This is a genomic window from Acidimicrobiales bacterium (assembly GCA_041394265.1).
In the GTDB taxonomy this organism is placed as follows: domain Bacteria; phylum Actinomycetota; class Acidimicrobiia; order Acidimicrobiales; family SZUA-35; genus JBBQUN01.
The window spans coordinates 379381-404998 of record JAWKIO010000005.1; the positions used below are offsets into that span (position 1 = coordinate 379381).

Here is a 25618-nt window from a genome sequence, read left to right on the forward strand (position 1 = left end):
GTTTGCATGGGTTTCGGGTCGGCGAAGGATGCGGGTGAGAACGGGCGGATCACTGCTGATCCGTCCACGCCCTATGTCGCCCAACTGGCGAACCAGCTCCTCACGTTCTCCTCCATGAACAATGTGGAGGATCTGTCGGCCGATGAGATGGCCGACCTGTTGTTGGTGATGGCCAACGCCGCCGAGCACCTCGAGACCCAGACCGGGCAGCTCGCACTCGCCGCGCATCGGCGTGGTGTGGGCCGCCATCTCGGTTCGAGGTCGACGGGGGCATGGTTGGCGCATCGGGCGAAGGTCACCCCAGCGCATGCGCATCGGATGATCCGCCGGTCCGAGACTGAGGTGGCGTTCGCCCGCTTCTATCTGGCGCATGAGGACGGCAAGATCACCGGCTACCACCTCGACCATCTCGGGGAGTTGTGGCGGAACAATCCCAAGCTCGAAGATCTGCTGTATCGGGACGAGGAGATGCTGTGCGACGCCGCCTGCAGTCTGCCGCCGCAGAAGTTCGGTTTGGTCTGCCAGAAATGGTTGTCGCTCGCCGATCCCGATGGGGCGTACGAGAAGTATTTGTTGAATCTAGAGCGCCGGTTCTACCAGTCGTCGAAAGACCTGGACGGCAACTTCCATCTCGCCGGACGGCTCGATCCGGTGAACGGTGAGATCTTCGATCAGCTGGTGTCGAAGCGGGCAGCGGAGTTCTTCGACGCCGATTGGGCGAAAGCGGTGGCGGAAGCAGCGCCGGGTGAAGTGATCACCAAGTCGATGCTGCGGCGCAGTGATCGGCAACGTCGCCTGGATGCGCTGGTGTCACTGGTGATCGACGGGTCATCCACGCCCGAGGGGGCGCAACGCCCGGAGCCGTCGATCATCTTCGGCCTCGATGTGTTGAGTCTGTCGGAGTTCATCGCCCAGATGCTGCATGCCGACCTCGGCGACTGGGCCCCCGACACCGGCCCCGCCACGGGCACCGACGGCGGGGCCGCTGCTGCTGCGAACGGTGCTGCCTCCAAGAATACTGCCGCTCACGAAGGCACCGCTGGTTCCACGGCCACCGCCGCCCGGGAAGAAGCTGCCGCATCGGCGGCTGGTAGCGGGGCGAGCGGCCACACGGCCCCGCACGACGCCGGCGCCGACAGTGGTAGATCCGTGGTGTCAGCGCCCGCCCGCAACGACCACGCTGCCTCTGGCGCCAACACAGCCACCGGGTCCGACGCTGCCGGAAGCGACGCTGCCACCACCGCGCACGCCACCAACCCCACGACCTCCACCAACACTGCGACTGGCACCACGTCCGGCGGGCTGCGGCTGCCGGACCCGCCGTACCCGGTTCCTGCCGGCCCGTCCACCGCAGCGGCGGTCGATCCGATGCGACGCTGCGAGACCTTGCGGGCACACCGATCCCGTTCCGGATCATGCTCCAACACCTGTTCGAAGCCCGCATCCGCCGGATCGTCTACACCGCACCCAACATCATCATCAACGCCGGCCAGTCCCGCCGCCTGTTCACCACCACCCAGAAACAACTGATCAAATTCCGTGACCGCTGCTGCACGTTCCCCGGCTGTCACCGCGACGCCATCTACTGCGAAGCCGACCACCTCCGAGCCTTCGTCGACGGCGGCCCCACCGACCTCACCAACGGCCAATGCCTGTGCCGCTACCACCACGACCTCAAAACCCGCAACAAGTTCTACTGCGAACCCCTGCCCGACGGGACCATCGGGTTCTTCCTCCCCACCGGCATCAAACTCGAGTAACCCCCCGGCGCATCCAGAGCAGCACGCCAGCCACACCACACCACACACCGACCCGAACCGACGTTCGAGGCCGGCACCGCCGCGCCCGAGCTCATGAGCGGGTCAGCGAGGTTCAGCTCTCGCCACGTTGCTGGGCTTGATAGTCGCGGTCGGCCCGCTTGCCGCGGTACACCCGCATGTCGATTGCCCGAGTCACCTCGGGGCGAAGCTCGAACAGCAGCCGGTGCTCCGTCTGCATGTTGGCGAAGAAGGCCTCCCGACCCTCGGGTGCCACGTATTTGTCGACCAGTCGTCGCGAGATCGGCCAGATGTCGAAGTCGGGCAGCTCATGGCGAACCACCGTGCCGTCGACACCAACGTGGCCAGCGACCGGCGCCATCGCCTCGACACAGAGCGAGGCGCGAGGATCGGCGAACAACTGCTTGCACCAGACCCGCTCGTAGGTCCCGGTGATCCAGAACGATCCATCGTCGTGGAGGAACCACACCGGCACCGTGTAGGGCAGACCATTGGAGCGCAGCGTGGCGAGCACCCCCACATGCGGCTGATCGAGAAAGTCGATCATGTCATCGGGCTTCATACGGGGCACAGCGATCATTCTTTCTACAGGCGGTCCAAGACTGATCCGACAAAGATGACGTGGCTGCGGCAAACGAGCAAGACGAGAACAGGATCTTCGACGACGGCGCGAATCGCGGTGACGCAACCGACGTGCTCGACGCCGAGACGGTCGAGGGTTACGCCGAGTGGTTCAACCAGACGTTGGCCAACGTCGAGCTCGTGATCAAGGGCAAGCGCGATCAGGTGGCGATGGCGCTGATCTGCCTTCTCGCCGAGGGCCACCTTCTCCTGGAGGACGTTCCCGGCACCGGCAAGACGGTCCTGGCGAAGTCGATCGCCGCGTCGATCGGCGGGTCGATGAGCCGGATCCAGTTCACCCCGGATCTGCTGCCGTCGGACGTCACCGGCGGTCTGATCTATCGCCAGGACTCGGGCTTCGAACTCCACCGGGGGCCGGTCTTCGCCAACGTCGTCCTCGCCGATGAGATCAACCGAGCGTCACCGAAGACCCAGGCCGCGTTGCTCGAGGTCATGGAGGAGCGTCAGGTCACGATCGGCAACGAGAGCCACGCCGTGCCGCGGCCCTTCGTCGTGATCGCAACGCAGAATCCCGTCGAGCAGGCCGGGACCTACCGTCTGCCCGAGGCCCAGCTCGATCGATTCCTGATGCGGGCATCGCTCGGCTACCCCAGCGAGGATGCCGAGGTCGCCGTCTTGGCCTCGCAGCACCGTACGCCCGACGCCCTGGCGAGCGTGCTCGATACTGAGGGTGTCCGGCACATGATCGCGGTCGCTGGTCGAGTGCACGTCGACGAGACGCTACATCGCTACATCGTGCGCCTCGCCGCTGCTTCTCGACAGCGCAGCGAGCTCCGCCTCGGCATGTCGACTCGAGGGGCAATCGCCCTGGTGAAGGCCAGCCGAGGCCTCGCCGCATCACAGGGGCGTGAGTTCGTGAAGACCGACGACGTGAAGGCGGTCGCTCCCTTCGTCATGACCCACCGGCTCCTGCTCACGCCCGACGCCGAACTGAAGCGCGTCGATCCCGCCGCGCTGGTGCAGCAGATTCTCGAATCGGTCGACGCCCCGACCGCTGCTCGCGCTGGATAGACCGTGGCGCCTCTCACTCGATCCGGGTCGACGATCGGGTTTCTTGCCCTCGCCAGCTATCTGGCCGGGTGGCTGCTCGGATGGAACGAACTCATGGTCTGCGCCGCTGGCTGCGGGCTGGCGTTGTTGTTCGCCGTCGGCTTCGTCATTGGCCGTCATCGTGTCGAGGTGACGCGAGCGCTCTCCCATGATCGGGTGACCGTCGGCGAGGCGGCGACGTCGACGCTCACCATCACCAACCCCGGCCGCACGCCGGTCGGCCCGCGCCGGGTCGAGGAACGTAGCGGCGAGCGTTGGACGACCATCGACATCACCGGCCTCGGGCCGGGTGCCACGACAAGCGTCGATCATCTGCTCGACACTCGACGTCGAGGCATCGTCGACGTCGGTCCAGCGGTCATCGCCAAGGCCGATCCGCTCGGTCTCATGCGCCGAGAGGTCGAGCAGGCGGGGGTCGATCAGCTGTGGGTGCAGCCACGCGTCGTGTCGCTCCGACCGGTTCCGGTGGGGTTCGCGAAAGATCTCGAGGGACCGACGAGCGACACCTCGCCAGCGGGCGACGTGTCGTTTCACGCCATCCGTGAGTACTCGTTCGGCGACGATCACCGCCATGTCCATTGGATGTCGACCGCTCGGACCGGAACGCTCATGGTCCGCCACTACGTGGACAACCGACGGCCGCAGCTCACCGTCCTGCTCGACACCGACGACGTCTACGACCTGATGCCGACCGACGATCGCGAGGGGCGCAGCGAAACAACAGCGGACACCGTCGACGCTGCAGTTGAGGGCGATGGGTTCGAGCTCGCGGTCGAGGTGGCGGCGTCACTCGTCGTCAACACCCAGCTGGCGCAGCAGCCCGTCAGTCTGGTGTGCAGTGCCGATGATCGGACATCCGAACCTCCGCTCGACGTGCTCACCACCGTGGCGATCGACCACGCCCCACTCGAGCGACGACTTCGGCACACGCTCGCTCACGCGCCGGCAACCTCGGTGTTGGTCATCGTCACCGGGGCTCGCCCACCGGCGTCGCTACTGACCATCGTCGAAGAGGCGAAGCGGTCAGCACACGTGATCGTCGTTCGGTGTTGTGCCGACGCCGATGGGTTGCGGCTCCCCGGGACGACGACGTTCAGCGTCGACCGACTCGAGTCCTTCCAGGCCGCCTGGAACGCGAGTCTCTGATGCGACGAGTTCCCCAGCTCCTCGTCGTCGCGGCCTTTGTGATCGTCGCCGTCCTCGGCTTCCACGGTTCGCTCGACGGCTGGGGCTTCCTGCTGCCGGCCTGCACCGGGACCATCGTCGCGCTCATCGCCCTGCTCGTGGCGAAGCACTATCGGCTGTACGTCGGGGAGTCGGTGGCGCTGTCGGTCGTGCTGTTCGGCGTCGGAGGCGTCATCGTGACCGGCGGTTCGTATCCAGACTTCTTCGCCGGTTTGATCGGCGGGTGGGCCGACCTGCTGTCGAGCGCACCGCCCGCCACCTTGACCCACGAACTGGCCGTGCTGCCCTACGCCGTCGCATGGTCGGCGATGCTGATCGGCGGCGAGTTGTCGAGACGAGCAGCACAGCCGATGCTTCCCATCATCGGTCCGATCACGGCGATGGTGGCGACGGCGCTGGTGTCGGTCGAGACGCCACGACTCAGCCTGTTCCAGGGCGTGGTCATGGCTGTTGGTGCACTGATGCTCGGCCTCATGCACCTCTGGACCGTGATCGAGCCTTTGGGTGGCGAGGATTCTTCGGGAACGGTCTCACGACGACTGTCCGCCGTCGGGTTGACGGCGTTGCTGGCGGTCGCCGCACCGCTCCTCGGGCCTCGCCTTCCGTTCGCCGGTGCCAACGAACGCTTCGATCTTCGTGACCATCGGGAACGGCCGTGGGATCCGCTGGCCGAGCCCAGCCCGCTGGTCACGGTGAAGGCGTCGCTCAAGGAGGGACGCAGCGATCAACCGGTCTTCTCGGTCACCTCCGACGTTCCACTTACGCGGTGGACGACCGCGGTCCTCGCCAGCTACAACGGCACGGTCTGGTCGGTCGCCGACGAAGGCCCGGGTGCTCCCGCCGAGTTCGAGCCGGTCGATCGCCGATTCCCCTCCGATCCCGACGACCCGGTCGTGGAGGGCGAAGCGGTCGCCTACCGGATCGAGTTCGCCGAACCCACGCTGTGGGTTCCCGTCGCCGGTCGAGTCATCGAGGCAGCAAGTGCGAGCGAACTCCGCTTCAACCGTGCGACGGGCACGGTGGCGGCGCCGCTGCGCGTCGACGCGGGGTCGAGCGTCGAACTGCAGTCGGTACCGCGGACCGAACCCGCACCGCTCGATCTCATGTCAGCCGAGGCTCCGCCGGCCGACGAGGGGGCCACGCTCGATCTCGTGCCGCCGCAGCTGCGAAATCTGGCCGGGGATCTGTTCGAAGGCATCGCTCCGGGCCCGTCCAGAGCGGTGGCGCTTGCGGATCGCTTCACCCAACAGGGCTTCTACGACCATGGCGACGACATCAGGCCCGGCCACAACCTTGCCCGACTCGACGAGTTCCTCGCCGACCCCGACCGGGTCGTCGGGTACACCGAGCAGTACGCCGCGGCGGCTGGTCTCCTCGCTGCTGTCGGTGAAGTGCCAGCCCGGGTGGTCGTCGGCTATCGGATCCCGGCCGACCGGTACGTCGATGGCACGGCGGTGGTCGTCGCCGACGACATCGCTGCCTGGATCGAGATCCGGACCGTCGAGTTCGGTTGGGTGCCGATCGATGTGACCCCCGATCGCGCCCGGGAACCGCAGGACGAGTCATTGGGCGTGACGATCACCGACGTCGCCATCCCCAATCCTCCGCCACCTCCGCCCCCACCGCCCGACGATCAGGTGGTCGCACGTCCCGAGACCGATGAGGACGAACTCGACGAAGAGCCGGCGGCCGACGACCAATCCGGCTTCATCGCGTCGATCCCGACCGCAGCGGTGGTGGCAACAACCGTCGTCAGCGTGCCGATGACGCTCCTCACGCTGTTCGGATCGATCGTCGTCGCCGCCAAGGTTCGGCGCACCAAGCGCCGACGTCGAGGGACGGCCCGACAGCAGGTCGTCGGGGCATGGCAAGAGATGCTCGACGGCTACGCCGAGGCGGGCATTCGCACGACCGCATCGATCACGCCCGACGAGGTCGTTGCCTCGCTGCTGGTCACCGAGCCGAGCGCAGCCGCCGCAGCTGAGGACCTCCGAGCGCTGGCCAATCACCTCGACCGGGCCAACTTCCACCCTCGAAGCCCCGACGACCACACGGCCGACGATGCCTGGCAGCGATGCGCCACCGTCCTCGGCTCGCTCCGACAGACCAGGACGCGCCGCCAACGGCTGGCGATGCGGACCGACCCCCGCCCACTCCTGCGACCACGACCGAACAGGCGATGACGTGACCGACGATGACATGAGCAAGAGCAACGACATGAGCAACAGCGACGATCTCACCATCGACGGCACGAACCTCCGTCAGATCCTCGACTCCCTGCAACCCGGGGCCCTGCTACCGAGAACAAGCCAACCCACGGGAGGGCATCGAGCCGATGAACTCACGATCACGCAGGCACCGCCCACCGGCGGCTGGACGATGCCTCCAGTCGGTGACCGCTGGACACCGCCGTTGGCGGTGGTGCCGTCGACCGTCTTCGAGCAGCGAGCCGGTCTCAGCGCCGTGCAGCTCGCCGCGGTGGCGGGAACGATTGCACTGGGCGTGGTCCTGGGCGTTTTGGTGGGGTTCGGGTGAGCGACGACGACACCATCACCGGCGCCACCGACCTCGACGAACTTCGTCGCTACGCCATCGCACCCGTCACCGGTGTGTCGGATTGGGGCGCCGCCACGTCGAGCGGACGCATCCGTCCCGAGAACGAGGATGCGTTCGGGCACCTCGACCAGCACCTGTTCGTGATCGCCGATGGCATGGGTGGCCACGCCGGTGGGCGGATGGCGGCAACCACGGCAGTCCAGGGTGTGTTGTCGACCTCGGGAACCGCCGGCATCTCATCGTTGCCGGATCTGGTCCGCAGTGTCTCCGCACAGGTGCGGATGCAGACCTGCGCTCGAGGGTTCGAGAACGCCGGGACGACCTTGGTGATCACTCGCGTGTTGCAGGGCGTCGTCACGATCGCCGGCGTCGGCGACTCGAGGGTGTACCGCCTTCGAGATGGCGAGCTCACCCAGCTGACGACCGACCACACGGTGGCTGGAACGCATGCCCTCACAAGGTACGTAGGTGCTGCCGATGGGAACGACGTGCCTCATGTGACGTCCCTCGCTCCCCAAGCTGGCGATCGCCTCCTCATGCTCACCGATGGCGTGTTCAAGCAGTTGACCGACGCCCAGATCGTCGACGCTCTCGACGGCCGATCGGCCGGCCAGGGCGCGTCCGAGCTCGTGACACAGGCCGATCGAGCCGGGGGGCGCGACAACGCCACCGCGCTGATCATCGACTTCGCTGCTCAACCGGCCGAGGTGTCCCATGTCTGATGCACGCTTTTCCCTCGCCGTCGCCCTCGCTTCGGGCAGTGGTCTCATCGGGAGGCGGGACCACACCCTGTTGTTCGTGCCGGAACCCGACGATCGGGTCAAGGTCCTCCTCGATGCGTTCACCCAAGGTCCCGTGGACGAGACGTGGGATCGGCTGGCCGAGGCCGTCATCGACCAAGGGTTCGATGTCTGTGCGTTCGCCTGTCTCTCGGCGGCCGAGCGCATCGAGATCCGAGTCTTCGGCGACCTCGAACTCACCACCGACCTTCGCTCGGCGCCGATGCTCTCCGGTGCCGGCTCCGGCACGTGGGTGGAGCATCGAGCGCCGGGGAATCCCCGATCGGCCTCGATCACGACGGCAGCCGAAGGTGTCGACGAGCGGACGTCGTTGCTCGACGGTGTCGTGCACGCCGGCGGCTTCACAGCGGCGTTGGTCGAGCAGCGGGGTGCCATCTCGACATCGCTCGCTCGTACTGCGCCGCCGGCGACGACTACCCCCATCTCGATCCCGACCGCTCGGTCCGCCATCGCCGAACCGGCCACGACGGCGGATCCTGTCGGTGATGACAGCGCGCTCATGTCCTACGTCGACCAACTCGAAGACGCAGTGTCCGCATCGAACCTTGGCGACGGCAACAACGACGACGACCGCGCCCTGGACACGCTCGACCCGGCCGAGGCGGCAGAACTGATCGAGTCCGTAGCGATCGAGACCATCCAAGTGAGCGACGACATCCAGGAGCCGAGCGCTGCCGTCGACGACGCTCCCGTGCCGACGACCAACCCCTCAACCGGCGTGCCGACGGTGCCGGCCCGAGTCTGCAAGACCGGGCATGCCAATCAGCCGAGCCGCACGACGTGTGAGGTGTGCGACGTCTTTCTGCCGGCCGGGCCCGATGGCGTCACGCTCGTGGACCGGCCGTCGCTCGGAACGCTCGTGTTCGACGGCGGTCGGCGAGTCGCCTTGACAGGCGACGTCATGATCGGACGGAATCCGACTCGCAGCGGCGACCAGTGGATCCCCGCCGTTGTCGAGGGCGAGCGCATTTCTCGCACTCATCTCACCGTGCGGTGCAGCGCCTGGGAGGTGTTCGTCGAGGATGTCGGATCGCACAACGGCACTGTGGTGGTCCCCGCCGACGGCTCGCAACCGATTGCCCTGGTGTCCGGCACGCCTTACCTGATCGAGCCCGGGGCGACGGCGTACTTCGGCTCCTCGTCGTTCCGCTTCGTCGGTCGAGGTGACGACGCCGACGAGACCTCCGAGGCGGCGGCGTCGTGAGCGTCACCGAGCTCGAGCCCAACGCGCAGGCGAGCCTGCTGGTCGAGTTCTGCGGCGAGCAGTACGCGCTCGACGAGAGCAGCTCGATCGACTTCGGCCGCGCCGCCACCATCGAGATCGACGACAACCCGTACCTCCATCGCCTGCTCGGCCGGTTCGAGCACCGCTCCGGTGCCTGGTGGTTGATCAACACCGGCAGCCGGATCCCGCTGACGATCAAGGATCTGACCAGTCGCTCGCAAGTGCAGCTCGCTCCCGGCCGTTCGCTGGCGATCAGCTTCCCCGAAGCCGTGGTGCAATTCGAGGCCGGCAAGCTCAACTACGAGCTCGAACTGACGCTTCTCGGGTTCGACCCGACGGTGTCGAGCTCGAGCGACCAAGCCGGTGTCAGCGACGGCGACGAGGGGGCCACGATCAGCCACGCCGATCTGCCCCTCACCGTCGACCAGCGCAAGCTGATCGTCGCCATGGCCGAACCCACGCTGTTGACCGGCGAGGCCGCCATCGAACTGCCGTCGAATCGAGCGGCGGCGCTCCGGCTGGGTTGGACCATCACCCGGTTCAACCGCAAGCTCGACAACGTGTGCGAGCGCCTCACGAAGGCGGGCGTCAGCGGACTCCGCGGCGAACTCGGCGACGTGGCGGCCGACCGGCGGACCCGGTTGGTCGAGCACGCCGTGAGCTCGGGCCTGGTGACCCTTGCCGATCTCGACCTGCTCGGCAGCCCGTCTGCCGAGCGCTGACGGGGCCGGCCGGTCCTACCTACCGAGGTGGGTGCCGACCGATCGAGTCTGCTCGGCGGCACTACCGACATAGGACGCCGGGGACATCGCCTTGAGCCGGTCCTTCTCGGCTTCCGGGATGTCGAGGGTGTCGACGAAGGCAACCATGCCGGCACGATCGAGGCGTTGTCCTCGCGTGAGCTCCTTCAGCCTCTCGTAGGGCTTGTCGACGCCGTAGCGCCGCATCACGGTCTGGATCGGCTCCGCCAGTACTTCCCAGTTGGCGTCGAGGTCGTCGGCCAGCACCGACTCGTTCAGCTCGAGCTTGCCAAGACCCTTGAGCAGCGACGACATCGCAATGCTGGTGTGGGCGAAGCCGACGCCAAGGTTGCGCAGCACGGTCGAGTCGGTGAGGTCGCGCTGCCATCGTGACACGGGCAGCTTGGCGGCCAGGTGACCGAACAACGCGTTGGCCACCCCCAGATTGCCCTCGGCGTTCTCGAAGTCGATCGGGTTGACCTTGTGCGGCATGGTCGACGAGCCGACTTCGCCGGCCACCACTCGCTGGCGGAAATAGCCGAGGGAGATGTAGCCCCAGATGTCTCGGGACAGGTCGATCAGGATCGTGTTGGCCCGGGCGACGGCGTCGAACAGCTCGGCGATCCAGTCGTGCGGCTCGATCTGGGTGGTGAAGGGGTTGAACGTGAGGCCGAGTGAGGTGACGAACCCCTCGGCGAACCCGGCCCAGTCGAGGTCGGGGTAGGCGGCCAGGTGGGCGTTGTAGTTGCCGACGGCGCCGTTGATCTTGCCGAGGATCTCGGTGTCGGCGATCTGGCGCCGCTGGCGCCCGAGCCGGTGCACCACGTTGGCCAGTTCCTTGCCAACGGTCGACGGTGACGCCGCCTGACCGTGTGTGCGTGACAGCAGCGGGACATCGGCGAAGTCGGTGGCCATCGCCGCGAGGCCATCGATGACCGCATCGAGTTCGGGGAGCAGGACCGAGTCTCGACCGGCCGACACCATGAGGGCGTACGACAGGTTGTTGATGTCTTCCGAGGTACAGGCGAAATGGATGAACTCCGACACCGCCTTCAGCTCAGGATTCGATTCGGTGCGCTCCTTGAGGAAGTACTCGACCGCCTTCACATCGTGGTTCGTCGTTCGCTCGATGTCCTTGACCCGCTGGGCGTCGGCCTCGCTGAACTGGTCGACGATGGCGTCGAGCTCGGCGTTGGTGGCTGGGCTGAACGGTGGCACCTCGGCGATGGCGTCCCAGGCGGCGAGCGCCTGCAGCCATCGCACCTCGACCAGCACCCGATGCCGGATCAGGCCGTATTCGGAGAAGATCGGGCGCAGCGCCTCGGTCTTCGAGCCGTAGCGGCCGTCGATGGGCGCGATCGCAGTGAGGGTCGAGAGCTCCATACCCACAGGGTACGCAGGATCGTGCCGCCCCATGTGCTGCCAGAACGACGCATCGCTTCGTCCACGGTGGTGTGGTGGAGAGGTCTCAGATGCCCAAAACGAGCCGAAGCCCGTCATCGATGTCTTCGAGCAACACGCCAGCGAGGCGGCCCGCTTGCTCGCCGAGCAGCGACCGGTCGATCAACTCGAGTCCGAGCGGGACAGCGACCGAGTCCTGGGGCAACCCGCTGGCACTCGACGGAAGGAACACGTTGCCGGCGAGACCAGCGCGCGCAACATTCGAGGTGAGCGGCACGACATGGGTCTGCCACACGGCGACCTCGAGCACCTCGCTGGCCGAAACCACCACGCATGGCCGCCGCTTGTCGAGATCGATCCAGTAGACACCACCGCGCACTACCACGGCGCTGATCGGTCCATTCGCTCCAACGATGCCAACGATTCGGCCCGGGTCGGCGGTGCGACGGCCGCAAGCTCGGCGTCGACCAGCAATTGTTGCGCAAGGCTCAACCCACGCTGCGATGCTGCGTGACGCCGCAACTGATCGGCCACCCAGGTCGAGAACGGAACACCGAGCGTCTCGATGATCGGTAGGACGTCGTCGGGAACGCTGATCGTTTTGTTCGGCACATACGTATCATACATACGTATTCTCAGGCGGCGAACGGCACGACGTTGCTCGGCAGTGATGCCGGTTCGTTGCTGTGCTCGAGGACCGGCAGAACGGCAGACCAGAGCTGATCCCGAAGCAGACCAGCGGGCTCACCGGTGAGATCGTTGGTGGCGATGATGCCGTCGATGAGATCGCCGAGGACGGCAGGCATCGGACGCTGGCGAAGGGCGACGGCGACGGTGGCCGAGCCGTCGCTGCGACGGCGGATGGTCCGCCGATTGCTGCCCCGGGGGCGACTACGAAATGACGGGGCCCGATACCCCGCACGACGAGCGGCCCCCGAAAGGCACCGGACGGCCTCGGCGAATTCGAGGGATGTCATTGCGATGCTCCTACCCCTGGTCTGAATGGTCTGCTTCCCACAGACACCATTCTGACGATGGGGTGTGACAGCGCCGTTCGCTTCGCTCACTTCCCGAGTTTCCTCGCTCCGCTCCGAAACATCGCCGGCCGTTCGGACGGGCTCACTTCCCGAGTTTCCTCGCTCCGCTCCGAAATATCGCCGGCCGTTCGCGGGCGGGGCGAGGCAGCGGCTACCGGAAGCCGGCCAGGCGTTGGTCGGTGTCGGTGAACGGGTAGTCGTGCTCGGCCTCGTAGGCGAGGCCAGCCTCGATGCCCAGCTGCTCGGCGGCGTTGAAGAGGTCCTTGTAGGCGACGAATGACTCGGCGCTGTTCTCCTTCATCTCGTCGGCCAGAGCGGCCACGGTGTCTCGGAGGTCGTCCCGCGGCACGGACACTGCCGCCAAACCCCAAGCGGCAGCCTCGGCACCGGTGAAGTTGCGGGCGGTGTAGGACAGGTAGCGGGCCCGGGCCAGGCCGACCAACGCCGGGAGCCGCTGGCTCATGCCCCAGGTCGGGCGGAGGCCCCACTTGGCATGGGTGTCGCCGAACTTGGCCTCGTCGGCGGCAACGATGACATCGCAGGCCAGCGCCAGTTCGAGGGCCCCGGTGAAGCAGAAACCGTTGACGGCGGCGATGACCGGCTTGGGCATGGTGGACAGCGTCGACGTGAGCTGGCGGGCCGGGAGATCGAGGATGTCGCCAACCTTGCCGTCGACGAGCTCCCGCTCGCCGAGCGCTTTCAGGTCGACACCGGCGCTGAAGGCACGGCCGTTGCCGGTGAAGACCACGACTCGCACCGAAGCGTCGCCGGCGGCGGCCTCGGCGGCCGCATTCAGCTCGGCGAGCATCGTCGGCGTGATGGCGTTGAGCGCATCGGGTCGGTCGAGGGTGATGGTCGCCACCGCATCGGCGACGTCGTACTGGATCTCGGTGTAGGTCACCGGACGAACCTACCAATCCGGCACACTTTGCGGGTGACCTCCGCTCCACTCGGCGCACCTCCGCTCATCGCCGTCACCCCCGGGCGCCGAACCGTCGACACTTGGATCCATCCCGAGCACGACCTCTACACGATCGACCCCGAATACCTCGATGCCGTCACCGAAGCCGGCGGGATCCCGGCGCTCGTCCCGTGGGTCGAGGGAGCCGACGACGACGAACGACTCGCCCGGGCCCGGGTGGTGATGGCGCAGTTCGACGGGTTGCTACTGACCGGTGGCGACGACGTCGACCCCGACTATTACGGTCACGAACCCGACGGCGCCCGCAATTGGGATCGTCGAGCCGACGACTCCGACACCGCCCTCCTGCACGCCGCGCTCGAGCAACACAAGCCGATTCTCGCCATCTGCCGTGGACTCCAGATCGCCACCGTCGGACTCGGCGGACTGCTGCACCAGCACATCCATGGCACCTCGGTGTGGCACCGTCCGCCCAACGACACCGGCGATCGGGTGGCCGACGCCGAGGAGTTCCTCGGCCGCCGCCATCGGGTCGAGCTGGAGAAGAACTCGACCGTCTCGCTGATCTTCGGCGGCGCCACCCACATCGAGACCAACTCGATGCACCATCAGGCCGCGGTCGATGCCGAGGACCAGCCGCTGGCGGTCGTCGGTCGAGCGCTCGACGGGTCCGTCGAAGCGATGGAATGGGCCGACGAGAACCTCGTCGCCGTTCAGTGGCATCCGGAACGTCAGACCGACGAAGGACATCATGTGCTGTTCGAATGGCTCGTCGACTATTCCCGGCTACAGGCAGACGCCCGCCGCGATCTGCGCCGAACTCAACGCTGGCACCGATGACCGAACAGCACCAGATCCCCGTCGCTCCCTCGCTCAACCCGGCGCAGCAGGAGGTCCTCGACCAGCTCGGGTCGACCGATCGGCCGACCTTCCGTGACGATCTGCGCGATCACCTGCGAGCCGAGATCGAGGCGGTGCTCGCTCCCCTCGCCGAGCAGGTCCCCGATCCCCCGCTCTACCTCTCCAAACACAAGCTCTCGATGCTGCATGGCTGCGAGTCCCGCTTCATTGCGTCCGAGAACGAGGACTTCGAGTGGACCGTCGCCTCGGCCCGCGGCACGGTCGCCCACAAGGCCATCGAACTGTGGGTGGCTCGGCGGGGCGAGCCGACCCCGCTCGACCTGGTCGACGACGCCATGGAACGTCTGATCGCCGACGGCCGCAACATCGCCGACTGGCTCGTGTCGTTGTCAGAAGGCGAACGGGCGGAGCTGGTCGGTCGGGTCAACGACTTCGTGGTCACGTTCGTCGACACGTTCCCGCCGCTCAAGCGACAGTGGGCGCCCGTCGCCGAGTCACGGGTGCGGGCCGACCTGTGCGACGACCAGATCGTGCTCGCCGGCACCATCGACCTCAGCCTCGGTCGGGTGCGGGGCAACCAGGCGGGCAAGGTCATCATCGACCTCAAGACCGGCAAGCCCGTCAGCAGTCACGTGGAGGATCTGCGGTTCTACGCCCTGCTCGAGGCACTCCGGTTCGGGATCCCACCCCGCCTGCTGGTCAATTACTACCTCGACGCCGGACAGGCCCGGACCGAAGACGTCACCGAGGATCTGCTGTGGTCGACCGTCCGCCGGGTCACCGATGCGGTCGAGCGCTATGTCGCCATCGAGTCCGGCGACCGCGAGCCCAACCGGATCCCCAGCCACAGTTGCCGCTGGTGCCCACTCGCCAGCGAGTGCGACGAAGGTCAGGCCTTCCTCCGCTCCCTCGACGACGACGATCTCTGACCCCTCACGCGGCCGCTCCGCCCGTCAGGCAAGCTGGCCCACGCCCCGTCAGCCCCCCGGTCACACTCGTTCTGTGCGTCAAACGCGTCGCCCCACCCGATCTGTGCGTCACACTTCCCGGCTGCGGGAACTTTGACGCACAGAACGGGATTTGCGGTGAGAATGACGCACAGAAACCGGGGGCGACGCTAGCCGTCGGTGTCAGAGGGACTCGTACTCGCCCTTGGTCCAGTCATCGCGGAGCTTGAACTTCTGGATCTTGCCCGAGCCGGTGAGCGGGAACTCCTCGAGCGAGAACCAGTGGGCCGGGGTCTTGTGGGGAGCGAGGTGCTCACGCAGGTGGGCGAACAACGCCGCCTTGTCGAGCTCGGTGCCCGGCGCCGGGCGGATGAACGCGCCGACCACCTCGCCGAACCGGTCGTCGGGCAGACCGACGACGGCGACTTCGGCCACATCGTCGCGAGCGAAGAGCAGATCCTCGAGCTCGCGGGGATAGATGTTCTCGCCGCCCCGGATGATCATGTCCTTCAGACGCCCCTCGACCGTGCAGTAGCCCCGCTCGTCCATGGCGCAGAGGTCGCCGGTGTGGAGCCAGCCGTCGGCGTCGATCGCCTCGGCGGTGGCCTCGGGCATCTCGAAGTAGCCGTGCATCACGTGATAGCCGCGGGTGAGGTACTCACCGATCTCGCCGATGGGGACCACGTCGCCGGTCTCGGGATCGACGATCTTGATCTCGGTCTGTGGCATGGCCACACCGATCGTGCCGCCCTTGTCTTCGGCCGAGTCGGAGGGGCGGGTCATCGATGCCACGGGTGAACACTCGGTCTGGCCGAACACGATGACGAAGTCGACCCCGAGCGTCTCCTCGATCCGGCGGACCAGCGGCGCCGGCACGGTCGAGCCGCCCGACACGATGGTGGTCATCGAGGACAAGTCGCGTGCGGCGAAGTCGGGATGCTCCATCAGCGCCACCAACATGGTGGGTACCCCGCCCATGATCGCCACCTTCTCGGACTCGATGAGCTCGAGCACGAGGGCCGGGTCGAACATCAGCACCGGGATGTGGGTGGCTTCGAGTGCCAGGGCGCCAAGGGTACCGAGCACGCAGCCACCGGTGTGGAACAGGGGCATCGGGTTGGCCCAGGCGCAACCCTTGGGACCGCCACCGAGGATCGCGGTGTGCTTGCCGTTGTTGCAGATGCCTCGGTGGTGCAGCAGCGCACCCTTGGGGAACCCGGTGGTGCCCGAGGTGTATTGGATCTGCGCCGGGTCGTCGGGAGTGATGACGGGCAGTTCGGTGTCGTCGGGGGCCGAGGCCATGAAGTCGTCCCACTCGTCGAGTCGGATCACCTCCCGCAGTTCGCTCAGCTCGGGTCGGACCGACTCGAGGGTGGCGAGCATGGGGTTGCCGCGGAACTCGGGCAGCACGAAGATCCCTGCCGCTCGCGACTGCGTGAGCACGTAGGCGACCTCACGGGCCTGGAACGCCGGGTTGACGGTGACGAGGACGACCCCGGCCAGACCGGCACCGAGTTCGAGGACGACCCATTCGGGAACGTTCGGTGCCCAGATCGCCACCCGTTCGCCCTTTTCGAAGCGAGCGAGGAGGGCACGGGCGCACCGCTCGGCATCGGCCAGCAACTCGGTGTAGGTCCACTTCCGTCGTGCCGCCGGGTCGTGGACGCCGGCCATGAGGGCGGTGCGATCCGGGGCCGAGGCCACCGCCGAGCGCAGCATGTCGCCGACGGTCAGTTCCTCGACCGGCAGATCGGCGGTGGCCTGCCAGTGCGACATGGTGAGGGGCAGCGTGTTCGTCGAGCCAGTGTTCATCTCGCCAGTGTTCATCTCGGGTCCTCCGGGGTCAGGCGGGCTGCGCCGTCACGGCGTCGCCGAGTCGGATGGTGCCAGAGGCGAGCACGTTGCCGCCAACGGACAGGTTCGAGCCGCGTTCGGCATTGATCGTCCGCAGCACGTCGAGATCGCGTTCGAGGCCCGGCTGTGGTCGGGTGATCATCACGCATCGATCGATCGGCTTGTTCATCACCAGTGTTGCGCTCGAGCCGATGCGCACATTGCTGCCGACCAGGTCGTCCTCGCCGGAGCCGTCGAGCACGAGGTTGGTGCGGAATCGGCGGATGTCCCACTCACCGAGCGAGGTGGTGCTGACCATCGACACTCGCGACTTCGTGGAATCGTGGAACGAGCCGGTCGGCCCCGACCACGACACCCAGGGAGCGGCGTCTTCGTGCTCGGCGTCGGTCGGCGACTCGAAGGTGCCCGACGTGTCGGCGCCGGCGCGGCGCAGCTCGATCGGCTCGCCGAGCCACGCCGACAGCGCAGCGTCGTCGCCGGCCACCGATCCATCAGGCAGTATGATCTCGGGCCGGCCGTCGACGAGCTTCGCCGACGCGAACAGCAGCTCCGGCCGTCGGCGAGCGGTCAGGATCTTGCCGGAGGCCACGTGGAGGAGTCCCCACCCGCGGTCCCCGTGGAGGCCGGTGTCGGTGATCTCGACCTCGTCGAGGCGCTCGCCGCCGAGCGACTTGACCGGGTACCGCCAGATCTGGGCAATCGTGAGTTCAGCCATACCGGCCGAACCCTAGCAGGGTGCTGAAGTTCGTCTGATTGGGGCTCGCGTTCTGGGCGGGGATCGAAAATACTGGTGGGTATGCGTGGAACGCCTGATCGCCAGTTGTCGATGTTGTCGTCGCTCTCGACCGAGGACCTGATCCCGACCGATCATCCGATCCGCCGGATCCGGGCTGTGGTCGACGAAGTCCTGGCTGGCATGGATGACCGGTTCGATGCCATGTACGCGGACTCGGGCCGCCGCAGCGTGCCGCCCGAGACCCTGTTGAAGGCGACGGTGTTGATGGCGCTCTACTCGATCCGTTCCGAGCGGGCGTTCTGTGAACGGTTGAACTACGACATGTTGTTCAAGTGGTTCCTCGACATGGCGATCGATGATCGGGCGTTCGATCCGACCACGTTCACCAAGAACCGTCAACGCCTGTTGGATCATGCGATCGCGGACGAGTTCTTCGCCGCCGTCGTCGCCCAGGCCAGGTTGCGGCGCTACACCTCCTCGGAACACTTCAGCGTGGACGGCACGCTGTTGCAGGCGTGGGCATCGAACAAGAGCTTCAAACCCAACGACAGGTCCGACGACGACGGCGACGGGAACGGGTTCAAGGGCCGCAACGCCGAGGTCGACTTCAAAGGCCAGCGGCGATCGAACAAGACCCACACCTCCACGACCGATCCCGAAGCGATGCTGTTCCGGAAGTCTTCCAACGCCGCAGCAGAGCTGTCCTACATGGGGCATCTGTTGATCGAGAACCGGTCCGGCCTGATCGTCGATGTCGAGCTGACCCAAGCGACCGGTTACGCCGAGCGGGACTGCGCGACCGAGATGCTCAAACGGTTGCCGGCATCGGGTCGGCGTCGGACCGTGGCGGCGGACAAGAGCTATGACACCAAAGACTTCGTGGCCGGAGTCCGGGAGTTGGGGTTCACCCCGCATGTCGCGCAGAACACCTCGAATCGTCGCTCCGCGATCGATGGCCGCACCACCCGGCACGAGGGCTACCGCACGTCGCTGCGGATCCGGAAACGCGTGGAGGAACCCTTCGGTTGGATCAAGACCGTCGGGGCGGGCCGCAAGCTCCGCTACATCGGCCAGACCAAGAACCGGGCCTGGCTCAAGATCGAGGCAGCGACCTACAACCTGATCCGGATCTGCGCCCTCGACACCGCCACACCAGCCTGAAGCCAGGGCCCCGACAGCTACCCGAGCCGGTCCTCCGGCCAGCCCAGGGCCACGAGAACCAGCCAGCCCTACCGATCCCGACCAGAACCGCCGCTACAAGCCGATTTTCCGCGCCCTGCTAGTCGCCGGGCTGCAGTTTGAACCGAGCGCGATAGGCGAGGAACGCGGGAGCTCCGAGCAGGATCGGGAAGAGCAACGAGACTGCCCGGTAGGCCGCGGTGGCGAGCGCGGCGTCTTGGGTCGAAATACCGGAGATCACGAGGAGGTACAGCAGCCCGGCCTCGACGAACCCGAACCCACCGGGCGTCAACGGGATCATCGCCAGCACTTGGGCGCCGGCGTAGGCGAGGAGCACGAGGCTGAGTCGGGGGTTGGCCCCGACGCCGTAGAGCGCCGAGATCAGGGCGAGATAGTCGAATGCCCAGTTCCCGGCAGCGGCGACGATCGATCGACCCCAGGCGGCGTCGACCACGCTACGGAGCCGGTCACGCTCGTCGAGCAAGTGCTGGGGATGGAGGCTCCTGGGTCGGTGCAGGCGGGAGGAGACCGGGACCACGACGGCATTGATCGCCCGCCCGAGTACGAGGAGCGGTCGGTCGAACGCCGCCGCGATCGAGCCGGCACCAACCAGCACGACGAACATCACGCCGCCGGCGACAGCGGCCGGCCACAGACTCTCGGGCACCGGCGCGCCGAGCAGGGCGATCAAGAGGGCCGTGGCAGGGATGGCGAAGAGCGCAGCAGTCGAGAGGATCGAGGTGGCCGCCAGCGCTCCGCCGGCCTCGGCCGCGCTGACACCGCTGACCGACAGCATCCGGTACAGGGTGGCGCCACCAACGGCCGCAGCGCCGGGCACCACGCGGCTGACGGCATTGGCGCAGAGCTGGCTGGTGGCAGCGACGAACCAGGAGACGCTGGGCAGCACGATGCGGATGAGCCACCAGGTGCAGGCGAAGCTGATGGCCTCCATGACCAACATGACCACGAACCACCGGGCGTGGATGGTGCGGAGTCGTTCGGCCGACGAGACGACCTCGATGAACTTCGGGTGGAGCAGGTAGAGCGACAACGCTCCAAGCGCCAGGAAGACGCCGCGCTTGATGATGCCGCCGATGTCGAAACCGGCAGACTCGGCGACAGGCCGGGCGGTCGGTTCGTCGACCACCGGGATCGTGTCGTCGCTCCCGTTCGGCATCAGTCGACCCGAGCCGATCGAGCGGGCTGCTCGAACTCGAGCAAGGCAAAGCCCATGGAACGCATCACAGCATCGACGGCCGCCAGTGGCAACCCCACTACGTTCTGGTACGAGCCGGCGATCCGCTCCACGAACAGCGCCGCCCGGCCCTGGATGCCGTAGGCCCCGGCTTTGTCGTCGGCCTCGCCCGACGCCAGGTACCACTCGATGTCGGCATCGCCAATCGGTCGGAACACCACGTCGGTCACCTCGGTGGCGCATTCGATCCGGTCGTCGGCGGTGACTGCCAACCCGGTGATCGCCTGGTGGGTGCGTCCCGAGAGGCGACGCAGCATCGATGCGGCATCGGAGCGATCGACCGGCTTGCCGAGGACAAGCTCGTCGACGACGACCACGGTGTCGGCAGCGACGACCGTGCGCGACGGATGGCGGGCCGCGACGGCCTGGGCCTTCTCGACCGCCAGACGTACCACGAGGTCGGCGGCGGCCTCGCCGTGACGAGGCGTTTCGTCGATGTCGGCAGCCTGGATGTCGATGGTGCCCAGCACCGATTCGAGCAGTTCTCGCCGCCTCGGCGAGCCGGACGCGAGCAACAGCGGCCGGAGTCGATGGGTCACGGGAATCAGGCTAGGGCGGCCGGCATCGCTTGGCCATGCCGCCCCCAATCGGTCCGTTCGACCCATCGTTGCGACTTCTGCTTCAGAAGTAGGACGATCGCGCCGATGCAACGCCCATGAGGAACCGTCCTGACAGCGGCGACGCCGCGTTCTGTCCATCGTGTGACGGCCCTCGAGAACTGTGGTTCACCACCTGTCCGACCTGCGATTTCCCGTTCCAGATCGGTCCCGGTGCCATCCTCGCCGGTCAAGTCGCCGCTCCCCTTGCCGCCAGCGGCGCCGCCCATGACGAGTGGATCGACATCCCGATCCCGGCCGATCAGCCGGTCAAGACTGCGCTGATGCGCGCCTTTCTCGCCGACCAAGGTTTTGCGTACGAAGAATCACGTCGGTTCGTCTCGATCCGGGTGAGTGATGCCGCTGCCATCGAGTCGGCGATCACGATCTGGGCCTACCACCACGACCTGCCCGAGGATCATCGCCACCTCGACACCCTCATGTCGACGCTCAAGGAGATCGGCGACGCGACCATCGCCGCCATCCATGCCGCGACCATGGCCTCGACCGGCTCCCGACCCGAGCGTGGGAGCAGGCGGGACAGCGATCGCGACACCGATCGCGACGGCGGCGGCGAGCTCGACCTGCGCTGACGCCGACCGCCGCCGACTGACGACACTGACTGGCGACACTGACTGGCGACACTGACTGGCAACAACACCGGCGACATTGGGTCGTCGCTGCCAACACCTGGCAGAATCATCGCCCATGAGTCTCGTCACCGTTTCCGTTGCCAACTCCGTCGCCACGCTCACGCTCAACGACCCCGATCGCCGCAACGCCGTCACGCTTGCGATGTGCGATGAAGTCGCCGAGGCACTCGATGAGCTCGAAGCCGACGAGAGCATCAAGTCGCTGGTGGTGACTGGCGCCGCCCCTGCGTTCTGCGCCGGTGCCGACCTCACGCATCTCGGCGAGTCGGCCGAGGAAGGCCTACTCGCCATCTACGAGGGATTCCTCCGGGTCGGCCGCTCACCGCTGCCGACGATCGCTGCCGTCAACGGGGCCGCGGTCGGTGCCGGTATGAACCTCGCGCTGATCTGTGATGTGCGACTCGCCGGTGTGTCGGCCAAGTTCGACGACCGCTTCCTCCAGATCGGCATCCACCCCGGCGGTGGCCACACCTGGATGTACAACCGGATCGCCGGCCCTCAGGCCACGGCGGCTGCGGTGATCTTCGGCGAAATCCTCGACGGCCCCGAGGCCGAGCGAGTCGGCCTGGCCTACAAGTGCTTCCCCGACGATCAGCTGCTGGCCGAGGCGCAGAAGATGGCCGAGCGCCTGGCCGACGTGCCCCGCGAACTCGTGCTGCGCACCAAGGAGAGCCTGCGCGACATCGTGGCGCTCGGCACCCAAGATGCTGCGGTGAACTACGAGCTCGGCCCGCAGTCGTGGTCGACCCGCCAGCCGGCGTTCCAGGCGCAGCTGGCCAAACTCAAGGCCCGCATCTCCACCAAGAAGTAGGGGTTAGAGCCAGTACTTCTCGAAGTCGGGGCGGCGCTCGGTCCACTCCTCGGAGGTGATCGCGAAGCGGATGTGGTCTTCCCACGTGCCGTTGATCTCGAGGTAGCGCTCGGCAACCCCTTCGGCTCGGATGCTGAGCTTTTCGACGACGCGCCGGGAGGCGGCGTTGCGGGGCACGATCGAGATCTGCAGGCGATGCAGGCCGAGCGTCTCGAAGGCGAAGCGACACACGAGCGCCACCCCCTCGGGAATGAAGCCCTGGCCGGCCTGGGCCTCGTCGACCCAATAGCCGACGTAGGCGTTCTGGAAGGGTCCTCGCTGCACCGAGTTGAGGTTCACTTCGCCGGCGAACTGCCCACCGACGAAGACCCCGAACCCGTAGCCGGCGCCGAGCTGCCATTCCCGCTCGCGGGCGTGGCAGCGGAGCGAGAACGCCGACCGGTCTTCGATCACGTCGGGCGAACCGGGGAGGCGGCTCGGCTCCCACTTGGTGAGCCACTCGGCGTTGCGACGCCGAACTTCTCGCCAGTTGGGGAAGTCTTCGGGCCGGAGTGGGCGGAGCACGATCCGACGGCCGATGAGGGTGGTGTTGAGCGCTACCACGTGCTGGCCCCGAGTCGTTCCCGAAGGGCGGCAGCCGCCCCATCGAGCAGGTCGAACTCGGTCACGACGATCTCACCGATGCCCAGGTGACGCATTGTTTCCACCAGCACGCAGCAACCCCCGACGATCAGGTCCACCCGGTTCTCGGGGAGGCCTGGATTGTAGCGCCGGGCGTCTCGCGGCTCCGTGGCCAGGGTGCGAAACACGTCTTCGACCGCCTCGACCGACAGGGGGAACCACTCGAGTGCGCTTCGATCGTCGTCGAGTAGACCGATCTCGACGGCACCGACCGTCGTGATGGTGCCGCCGACACCGACCACGGTCCCCGAACTGATGGCGGCGAGCAGGCTCGGCATCTCACGAACAACGTCGTCGAGATGGAGCTGGACGACCGACAGCGCCGCCGACAGTTCAGCAGCGTGTGGCGGGTCGCTCTCGAGGTAGGTCGAGGTGACGCGACTGGCTCCCACGTCGATCGAGTACACGCCGAGCACACCGTCGCTGGCGTTGCCGTAGGTGAACTCGGTGGATCCCCCACCGATGTCGATGACCACGAACAGTGCGGTGGGATCGGCTGCGGCACGAGCCGCCGTGGCGCCGGCAAAGGCCAGACGGCCTTCGGCCGCTCCGTCGATGATGTCGAGTGGGACACCGAGCGTGCGGTCGACGAGCTCGGCGAGATCTGACCGGTCGGCCGCGTCGCGCGCAGCTGACGTGGCGATGGCCCAGACGTCGGTGACGCCATGCGAGCGGATCGTGGTGCGGTGCTGTTCGAGCGCGGCCTCGACCCGCTCGAGACCGCCGGCACCGATCCGCCCGGTGGCGGGAAGGTCGGCACCCATACGAGTGACCGGTTGTTCCCGCACGACCGGCACGCCATTGGCGTCGACGACGAGCAATCGAGTGGTGATGGTGCCGAGGTCGACCACGGCGACCGGAACGGTCATTCGATTTGGTCCCACGTCGACACGATGCCGGGTTTGGCCGGATCGAACGCCTTGCCGACCGACTCGAGCCGTTCGTGCACCCAACGGCCGACGGGATCGACGCCGTCGACCAGGAAGTTCGCGTAGTGGGCGTGCAGGCACTTCACGCCCTCGCGGGTGCCGCCGACTCCGGCCGAGGGGCGGGGTCCGGTGTGGTCGTCGGGAATCAGGGCGTCGCGGGCGGCTTCGTAGGCGTCATGGGCGACACGGATGGCGGCCAATCCGACCGCTTCCTCGGCCTGCTTCACGCCCCCGGTCGATTCGAGCTGACCGATCGCCTTGTTGAGGGCGCGATCGGCCAACCAGTACCGGGTGGGCATCGGACGGCCCGACTCGAGCAACGGTTCGTTCTCGAGCACCACGGGGCTGCCGTCGGCGCGCCGAACGACGACCTCGAAGGCCCCCATCGGCGGTCGGCCGATGAGGCGCGTCACCACAGTGATGTCGTCGAGTGGCTCCGTCATCCGGTCGGGCGGTGCGTGCGATCAGCCCCGGCGGCCAAGGAGGATCTTCAGCAAGATGAGCAGCACGACGGCGCCGATGACCGGGGCCACTCGCTTGGCAACCGAGTCGCCGGTGACGGCGAGGATGTCGACCGGCTTGGGTTCGGGCGACTCGATCTTGCGGACCTTGCTCTCGCCGGGCGTCTCGGCGGCTGGCGCAGCCGAGGAAGCAGCGGCCGGCGTGCCAGCAGCGGCGTCGGCGGCGGGCGCAGCAGCCGAGGCGTCGGCGGCAGGCGCGGCGGTGTCGGTTGACGCGGCTTCCGCAGCGGGAGCGGCGTCGGTCGTCTCGGCGGTGGGGGCCTCGCCGGCTTCGAGCTTGTCACGCAGGTTGTCGGAGAACTGGGTGAGGATCTTCTTCGAGACGTCTTCGATAGCACCGCGACCGAAGCTGGCGATCTTGCCGCTGAGGCTGAGGTCGGTGTGGATCTTGACCGTGGTGACCGTGTCGGAGACCGACTCCATGGTGGCGGTGATCAGGGCGTTCGCATTGCCCTGGCGAGGATCGCGCCCCTCGGCCTTCAGCTTGGCGGTCTTCGCCGGCTCGTTCTGCTCGATGAAGCTGGCCTTGCCCGCGTACTTGGCGGTGATGGGGCCGACCTTGATCTTGACGATGCCGCGGTACTCGTCGCCTTCGATTTCTTGGAGCTGGGCACCCGGCATGCAGGGAGCGATGAACTCCAGGTCGTTCAGGATGCGCCAGGTGTCGTCGATCGGGCGGTCGATGTTGAACTCGTTGGTCAGCTCCATTGGGCGAGGTCCTTCTGCGTGTCGATGTCGATCGGGTTCCCCGTGCACGCTACCTCGGAAACACGCTCTCGGTGAGTACGAAGCACGCTGCGAGCGCCCTCGTCGCCGCTTGTCGGTAGGAGCGGCCACGCCGACCGCTCGAACTTGACGGGCGGCCGCCGCTGGCCGTCGAAGGTCGCCACGACGATGTCGCCCATCGACGCGCCGACCGACCGCCACGCCGAGGCCGGCACGAGGGGTTGATCGGCCAGGCCGATGACGACCGCCCGATGCCCGTCGGCTTCGGCCCGGCGCAAACCGGCCTGGATGGTGTGGGCCTGTCCGTCGGCCCAGTCGTCGGCGTGCACGATCGCGAACTCGGCGGGCACGAGGTCGCTCAGGTCGACGGCGCCGGTGACCACGTAGACCTGGTTGAACGATGCCGTGGCGACTGCGTCGAAGACCCAGGTGCAGACCGGTCGACCCCGGAAGTCGGCTCGGAGTTTGTGGCCGTCGCCGTCGAACCGGGATCCGGCACCGGCGGCGAGGATGATCGCAGCAACCGTCATGGC

General features: G+C 67.1%; 29 protein-coding genes. 14 read left to right on the forward strand and 15 right to left on the reverse strand.

The genetic code is table 11. The features are described 5' to 3' along the window. Window positions 1-6: 6 nt before the first annotated feature. The gene (locus tag R2733_01905; protein ID MEZ5375233.1) at window positions 7-1530 is read left to right on the forward strand and encodes a hypothetical protein; all 1524 of its coding nucleotides are present in this window, start codon (window positions 7-9) and stop codon (window positions 1528-1530) included. Continuing rightward, window positions 1416-1760, forward strand: coding sequence for an HNH endonuclease signature motif containing protein (locus R2733_01910; protein ID MEZ5375234.1), 345 nt, complete (start codon window positions 1416-1418; stop codon window positions 1758-1760). The genes R2733_01905 and R2733_01910 overlap by 115 nt, the downstream gene beginning before the upstream one ends. 112 nt (window positions 1761-1872) lie before the next feature. Here the strand turns inward: R2733_01910 and R2733_01915 are convergent, their stop codons facing one another. Next, window positions 1873-2340 carry a pyridoxamine 5'-phosphate oxidase family protein gene (locus R2733_01915; protein MEZ5375235.1) on the reverse strand — a complete coding sequence of 156 codons (468 nt, stop codon included), beginning with the start codon at window positions 2338-2340 and terminating at the stop codon, window positions 1873-1875. 59 nt (window positions 2341-2399) lie between these two features. On the opposite strand from R2733_01915, the gene R2733_01920 reads away from it, so the two are divergent. From R2733_01920 to R2733_01950, 7 genes are read left to right on the forward strand one after another with little or no spacing between them, the layout of a single operon-like run. Then, on the forward strand, window positions 2400-3431 hold the full coding sequence (locus R2733_01920) for a MoxR family ATPase (protein MEZ5375236.1): 1032 nt from the start codon (window positions 2400-2402) through the stop codon (window positions 3429-3431). Between the two features lie 3 nt (window positions 3432-3434). Beyond that, window positions 3435-4616 (forward strand): DUF58 domain-containing protein, encoded by a 1182-nt coding sequence (locus tag R2733_01925; protein MEZ5375237.1) that lies wholly within the window; start codon window positions 3435-3437, stop codon window positions 4614-4616. Further along, window positions 4616-6838 carry a transglutaminaseTgpA domain-containing protein gene (locus tag R2733_01930; GenBank protein MEZ5375238.1) on the forward strand — a complete coding sequence of 741 codons (2223 nt, stop codon included), beginning with the start codon at window positions 4616-4618 and terminating at the stop codon, window positions 6836-6838. The genes R2733_01925 and R2733_01930 overlap by 1 nt, the downstream gene beginning before the upstream one ends. A 1-nt stretch (window position 6839) precedes the next feature. Beyond that, the gene (locus tag R2733_01935; protein MEZ5375239.1) at window positions 6840-7190 is read left to right on the forward strand and encodes a hypothetical protein; all 351 of its coding nucleotides are present in this window, start codon (window positions 6840-6842) and stop codon (window positions 7188-7190) included. After that, window positions 7187-7933 carry a protein phosphatase 2C domain-containing protein gene (locus tag R2733_01940; GenBank protein ID MEZ5375240.1) on the forward strand — a complete coding sequence of 249 codons (747 nt, stop codon included), beginning with the start codon at window positions 7187-7189 and terminating at the stop codon, window positions 7931-7933. Before R2733_01935 ends, R2733_01940 begins: the two co-directional genes overlap by 4 nt. Next, window positions 7926-9215: an FHA domain-containing protein gene (locus R2733_01945; protein ID MEZ5375241.1), complete on the forward strand. Its 1290-nt coding sequence runs from the start codon at window positions 7926-7928 to the stop codon at window positions 9213-9215. The genes R2733_01940 and R2733_01945 overlap by 8 nt, the downstream gene beginning before the upstream one ends. After that, window positions 9212-9958: a hypothetical protein gene (locus R2733_01950; GenBank protein MEZ5375242.1), complete on the forward strand. Its 747-nt coding sequence runs from the start codon at window positions 9212-9214 to the stop codon at window positions 9956-9958. Before R2733_01945 ends, R2733_01950 begins: the two co-directional genes overlap by 4 nt. 15 nt (window positions 9959-9973) lie before the next feature. Here R2733_01950 and purB read toward each other — a convergent pair whose 3' ends face one another. The 5 genes from purB to R2733_01975 form a co-directional block, all read right to left on the reverse strand. Then, window positions 9974-11359: an adenylosuccinate lyase gene (purB, locus tag R2733_01955; protein ID MEZ5375243.1), complete on the reverse strand. Its 1386-nt coding sequence runs from the start codon at window positions 11357-11359 to the stop codon at window positions 9974-9976. Window positions 11360-11444: 85 nt separating this feature from the next. Further along, entirely contained in the window at window positions 11445-11762 is a 318-nt protein-coding gene (locus R2733_01960; GenBank protein ID MEZ5375244.1) for a type II toxin-antitoxin system PemK/MazF family toxin, read from the reverse strand. Beyond that, window positions 11756-11989, reverse strand: a complete 234-nt coding sequence (locus R2733_01965; protein MEZ5375245.1) for a hypothetical protein — start codon at window positions 11987-11989, stop codon at window positions 11756-11758. The genes R2733_01960 and R2733_01965 overlap by 7 nt, the downstream gene beginning before the upstream one ends. 23 nt (window positions 11990-12012) lie before the next feature. After that, the gene (locus R2733_01970; protein ID MEZ5375246.1) at window positions 12013-12354 is read right to left on the reverse strand and encodes a hypothetical protein; all 342 of its coding nucleotides are present in this window, start codon (window positions 12352-12354) and stop codon (window positions 12013-12015) included. Between the two features lie 211 nt (window positions 12355-12565). Further along, entirely contained in the window at window positions 12566-13315 is a 750-nt protein-coding gene (locus R2733_01975; GenBank protein ID MEZ5375247.1) for an enoyl-CoA hydratase/isomerase family protein, read from the reverse strand. A gap of 33 nt (window positions 13316-13348) precedes the next feature. Here R2733_01975 and R2733_01980 point away from each other — a divergent pair, with 33 nt between their 5' ends. Together R2733_01980 and R2733_01985 are read left to right on the forward strand one after the other, a co-directional pair. Beyond that, window positions 13349-14176 carry a gamma-glutamyl-gamma-aminobutyrate hydrolase family protein gene (locus R2733_01980; GenBank protein MEZ5375248.1) on the forward strand — a complete coding sequence of 276 codons (828 nt, stop codon included), beginning with the start codon at window positions 13349-13351 and terminating at the stop codon, window positions 14174-14176. Further along, window positions 14173-15126 (forward strand): PD-(D/E)XK nuclease family protein, encoded by a 954-nt coding sequence (locus R2733_01985; GenBank protein ID MEZ5375249.1) that lies wholly within the window; start codon window positions 14173-14175, stop codon window positions 15124-15126. Before R2733_01980 ends, R2733_01985 begins: the two co-directional genes overlap by 4 nt. Window positions 15127-15327: 201 nt before the next feature. On the opposite strand, the gene R2733_01990 is transcribed toward R2733_01985, so the two are convergent. Next, window positions 15328-16956 carry an AMP-binding protein gene (locus R2733_01990; protein ID MEZ5375250.1) on the reverse strand — a complete coding sequence of 543 codons (1629 nt, stop codon included), beginning with the start codon at window positions 16954-16956 and terminating at the stop codon, window positions 15328-15330. 31 nt (window positions 16957-16987) lie between these two features. Further along, a complete protein-coding gene (locus tag R2733_01995; protein MEZ5375251.1) occupies window positions 16988-17713 on the reverse strand; it encodes an MOSC N-terminal beta barrel domain-containing protein in 726 nt (241 codons plus the stop codon). 81 nt (window positions 17714-17794) lie between these two features. On the opposite strand from R2733_01995, the gene R2733_02000 reads away from it, so the two are divergent. Further along, a complete protein-coding gene (locus R2733_02000; protein ID MEZ5375252.1) occupies window positions 17795-18895 on the forward strand; it encodes an IS5 family transposase in 1101 nt (366 codons plus the stop codon). 118 nt (window positions 18896-19013) lie between these two features. Here R2733_02000 and R2733_02005 read toward each other — a convergent pair whose 3' ends face one another. Together R2733_02005 and R2733_02010 are read right to left on the reverse strand one after the other, a co-directional pair. Beyond that, on the reverse strand, window positions 19014-20090 hold the full coding sequence (locus R2733_02005; protein MEZ5375253.1) for a lysylphosphatidylglycerol synthase transmembrane domain-containing protein: 1077 nt from the start codon (window positions 20088-20090) through the stop codon (window positions 19014-19016). Next, window positions 20090-20707: a Maf family protein gene (locus tag R2733_02010; GenBank protein MEZ5375254.1), complete on the reverse strand. Its 618-nt coding sequence runs from the start codon at window positions 20705-20707 to the stop codon at window positions 20090-20092. The genes R2733_02005 and R2733_02010 overlap by 1 nt, the downstream gene beginning before the upstream one ends. Window positions 20708-20823: 116 nt before the next feature. On the opposite strand from R2733_02010, the gene R2733_02015 reads away from it, so the two are divergent. After that, window positions 20824-21357, forward strand: a complete 534-nt coding sequence (locus R2733_02015; protein MEZ5375255.1) for a hypothetical protein — start codon at window positions 20824-20826, stop codon at window positions 21355-21357. A 115-nt stretch (window positions 21358-21472) separates the two neighbouring features. Next, window positions 21473-22228, forward strand: a complete 756-nt coding sequence (locus R2733_02020; GenBank protein MEZ5375256.1) for an enoyl-CoA hydratase — start codon at window positions 21473-21475, stop codon at window positions 22226-22228. A 3-nt stretch (window positions 22229-22231) separates the two neighbouring features. Here the strand turns inward: R2733_02020 and R2733_02025 are convergent, their stop codons facing one another. Genes R2733_02025 through R2733_02045 form a run of 5 tightly spaced genes read right to left on the reverse strand, consistent with a single transcriptional unit; the run spans window position 22232 to window position 25615 of the window. Then, window positions 22232-22831, reverse strand: a complete 600-nt coding sequence (locus tag R2733_02025; GenBank protein MEZ5375257.1) for a GNAT family protein — start codon at window positions 22829-22831, stop codon at window positions 22232-22234. Continuing rightward, window positions 22825-23778 (reverse strand): hypothetical protein, encoded by a 954-nt coding sequence (locus R2733_02030; GenBank protein ID MEZ5375258.1) that lies wholly within the window; start codon window positions 23776-23778, stop codon window positions 22825-22827. Before R2733_02030 ends, R2733_02025 begins: the two co-directional genes overlap by 7 nt. Beyond that, the gene (locus R2733_02035) at window positions 23775-24281 is read right to left on the reverse strand and encodes a DUF501 domain-containing protein (GenBank protein ID MEZ5375259.1); all 507 of its coding nucleotides are present in this window, start codon (window positions 24279-24281) and stop codon (window positions 23775-23777) included. The genes R2733_02030 and R2733_02035 overlap by 4 nt, the downstream gene beginning before the upstream one ends. 21 nt (window positions 24282-24302) lie before the next feature. After that, window positions 24303-25067, reverse strand: coding sequence for an SRPBCC family protein (locus tag R2733_02040; GenBank protein ID MEZ5375260.1), 765 nt, complete (start codon window positions 25065-25067; stop codon window positions 24303-24305). Next, window positions 25058-25615 (reverse strand): nucleotidyltransferase family protein, encoded by a 558-nt coding sequence (locus tag R2733_02045; GenBank protein MEZ5375261.1) that lies wholly within the window; start codon window positions 25613-25615, stop codon window positions 25058-25060. Before R2733_02045 ends, R2733_02040 begins: the two co-directional genes overlap by 10 nt. Window positions 25616-25618: the final 3 nt, after the last annotated feature.

Bases quoted from the DNA above. Each gene is read 5' to 3' on its own strand.
- R2733_01985 (MEZ5375249.1), top strand. From the start codon at position 14,173: ATGACCGAACAGCACCAGATCCCCGTCGCTCCCTCGCTCAACCCGGCG.
- R2733_01970 (MEZ5375246.1), bottom strand. From the start codon at position 12,354: ATGACATCCCTCGAATTCGCCGAGGCCGTCCGGTGCCTTTCGGGGGCC.
- purB (MEZ5375243.1), bottom strand. From the start codon at position 11,359: ATGGAGCTCTCGACCCTCACTGCGATCGCGCCCATCGACGGCCGCTAC.
- R2733_02015 (MEZ5375255.1), top strand. From the start codon at position 20,824: ATGAGGAACCGTCCTGACAGCGGCGACGCCGCGTTCTGTCCATCGTGT.
- R2733_02005 (MEZ5375253.1), bottom strand. From the start codon at position 20,090: ATGCCGAACGGGAGCGACGACACGATCCCGGTGGTCGACGAACCGACC.
- R2733_02000 (MEZ5375252.1), top strand. From the start codon at position 17,795: ATGCGTGGAACGCCTGATCGCCAGTTGTCGATGTTGTCGTCGCTCTCG.
- R2733_01910 (MEZ5375234.1), top strand. From the start codon at position 1,416: ATGCTCCAACACCTGTTCGAAGCCCGCATCCGCCGGATCGTCTACACC.
- R2733_01930 (MEZ5375238.1), top strand. From the start codon at position 4,616: ATGCGACGAGTTCCCCAGCTCCTCGTCGTCGCGGCCTTTGTGATCGTC.
- R2733_01945 (MEZ5375241.1), top strand. From the start codon at position 7,926: ATGTCTGATGCACGCTTTTCCCTCGCCGTCGCCCTCGCTTCGGGCAGT.
- R2733_02020 (MEZ5375256.1), top strand. From the start codon at position 21,473: ATGAGTCTCGTCACCGTTTCCGTTGCCAACTCCGTCGCCACGCTCACG.
- R2733_01990 (MEZ5375250.1), bottom strand. From the start codon at position 16,956: ATGAACACTGGCTCGACGAACACGCTGCCCCTCACCATGTCGCACTGG.
- R2733_02030 (MEZ5375258.1), bottom strand. From the start codon at position 23,778: ATGACCGTTCCGGTCGCCGTGGTCGACCTCGGCACCATCACCACTCGA.
- R2733_01995 (MEZ5375251.1), bottom strand. From the start codon at position 17,713: ATGGCTGAACTCACGATTGCCCAGATCTGGCGGTACCCGGTCAAGTCG.
- R2733_01915 (MEZ5375235.1), bottom strand. From the start codon at position 2,340: ATGAAGCCCGATGACATGATCGACTTTCTCGATCAGCCGCATGTGGGG.
- R2733_01905 (MEZ5375233.1), top strand. From the start codon at position 7: ATGGGTTTCGGGTCGGCGAAGGATGCGGGTGAGAACGGGCGGATCACT.
- R2733_02040 (MEZ5375260.1), bottom strand. From the start codon at position 25,067: ATGGAGCTGACCAACGAGTTCAACATCGACCGCCCGATCGACGACACC.
- R2733_02035 (MEZ5375259.1), bottom strand. From the start codon at position 24,281: ATGACGGAGCCACTCGACGACATCACTGTGGTGACGCGCCTCATCGGC.
- R2733_02045 (MEZ5375261.1), bottom strand. From the start codon at position 25,615: ATGACGGTTGCTGCGATCATCCTCGCCGCCGGTGCCGGATCCCGGTTC.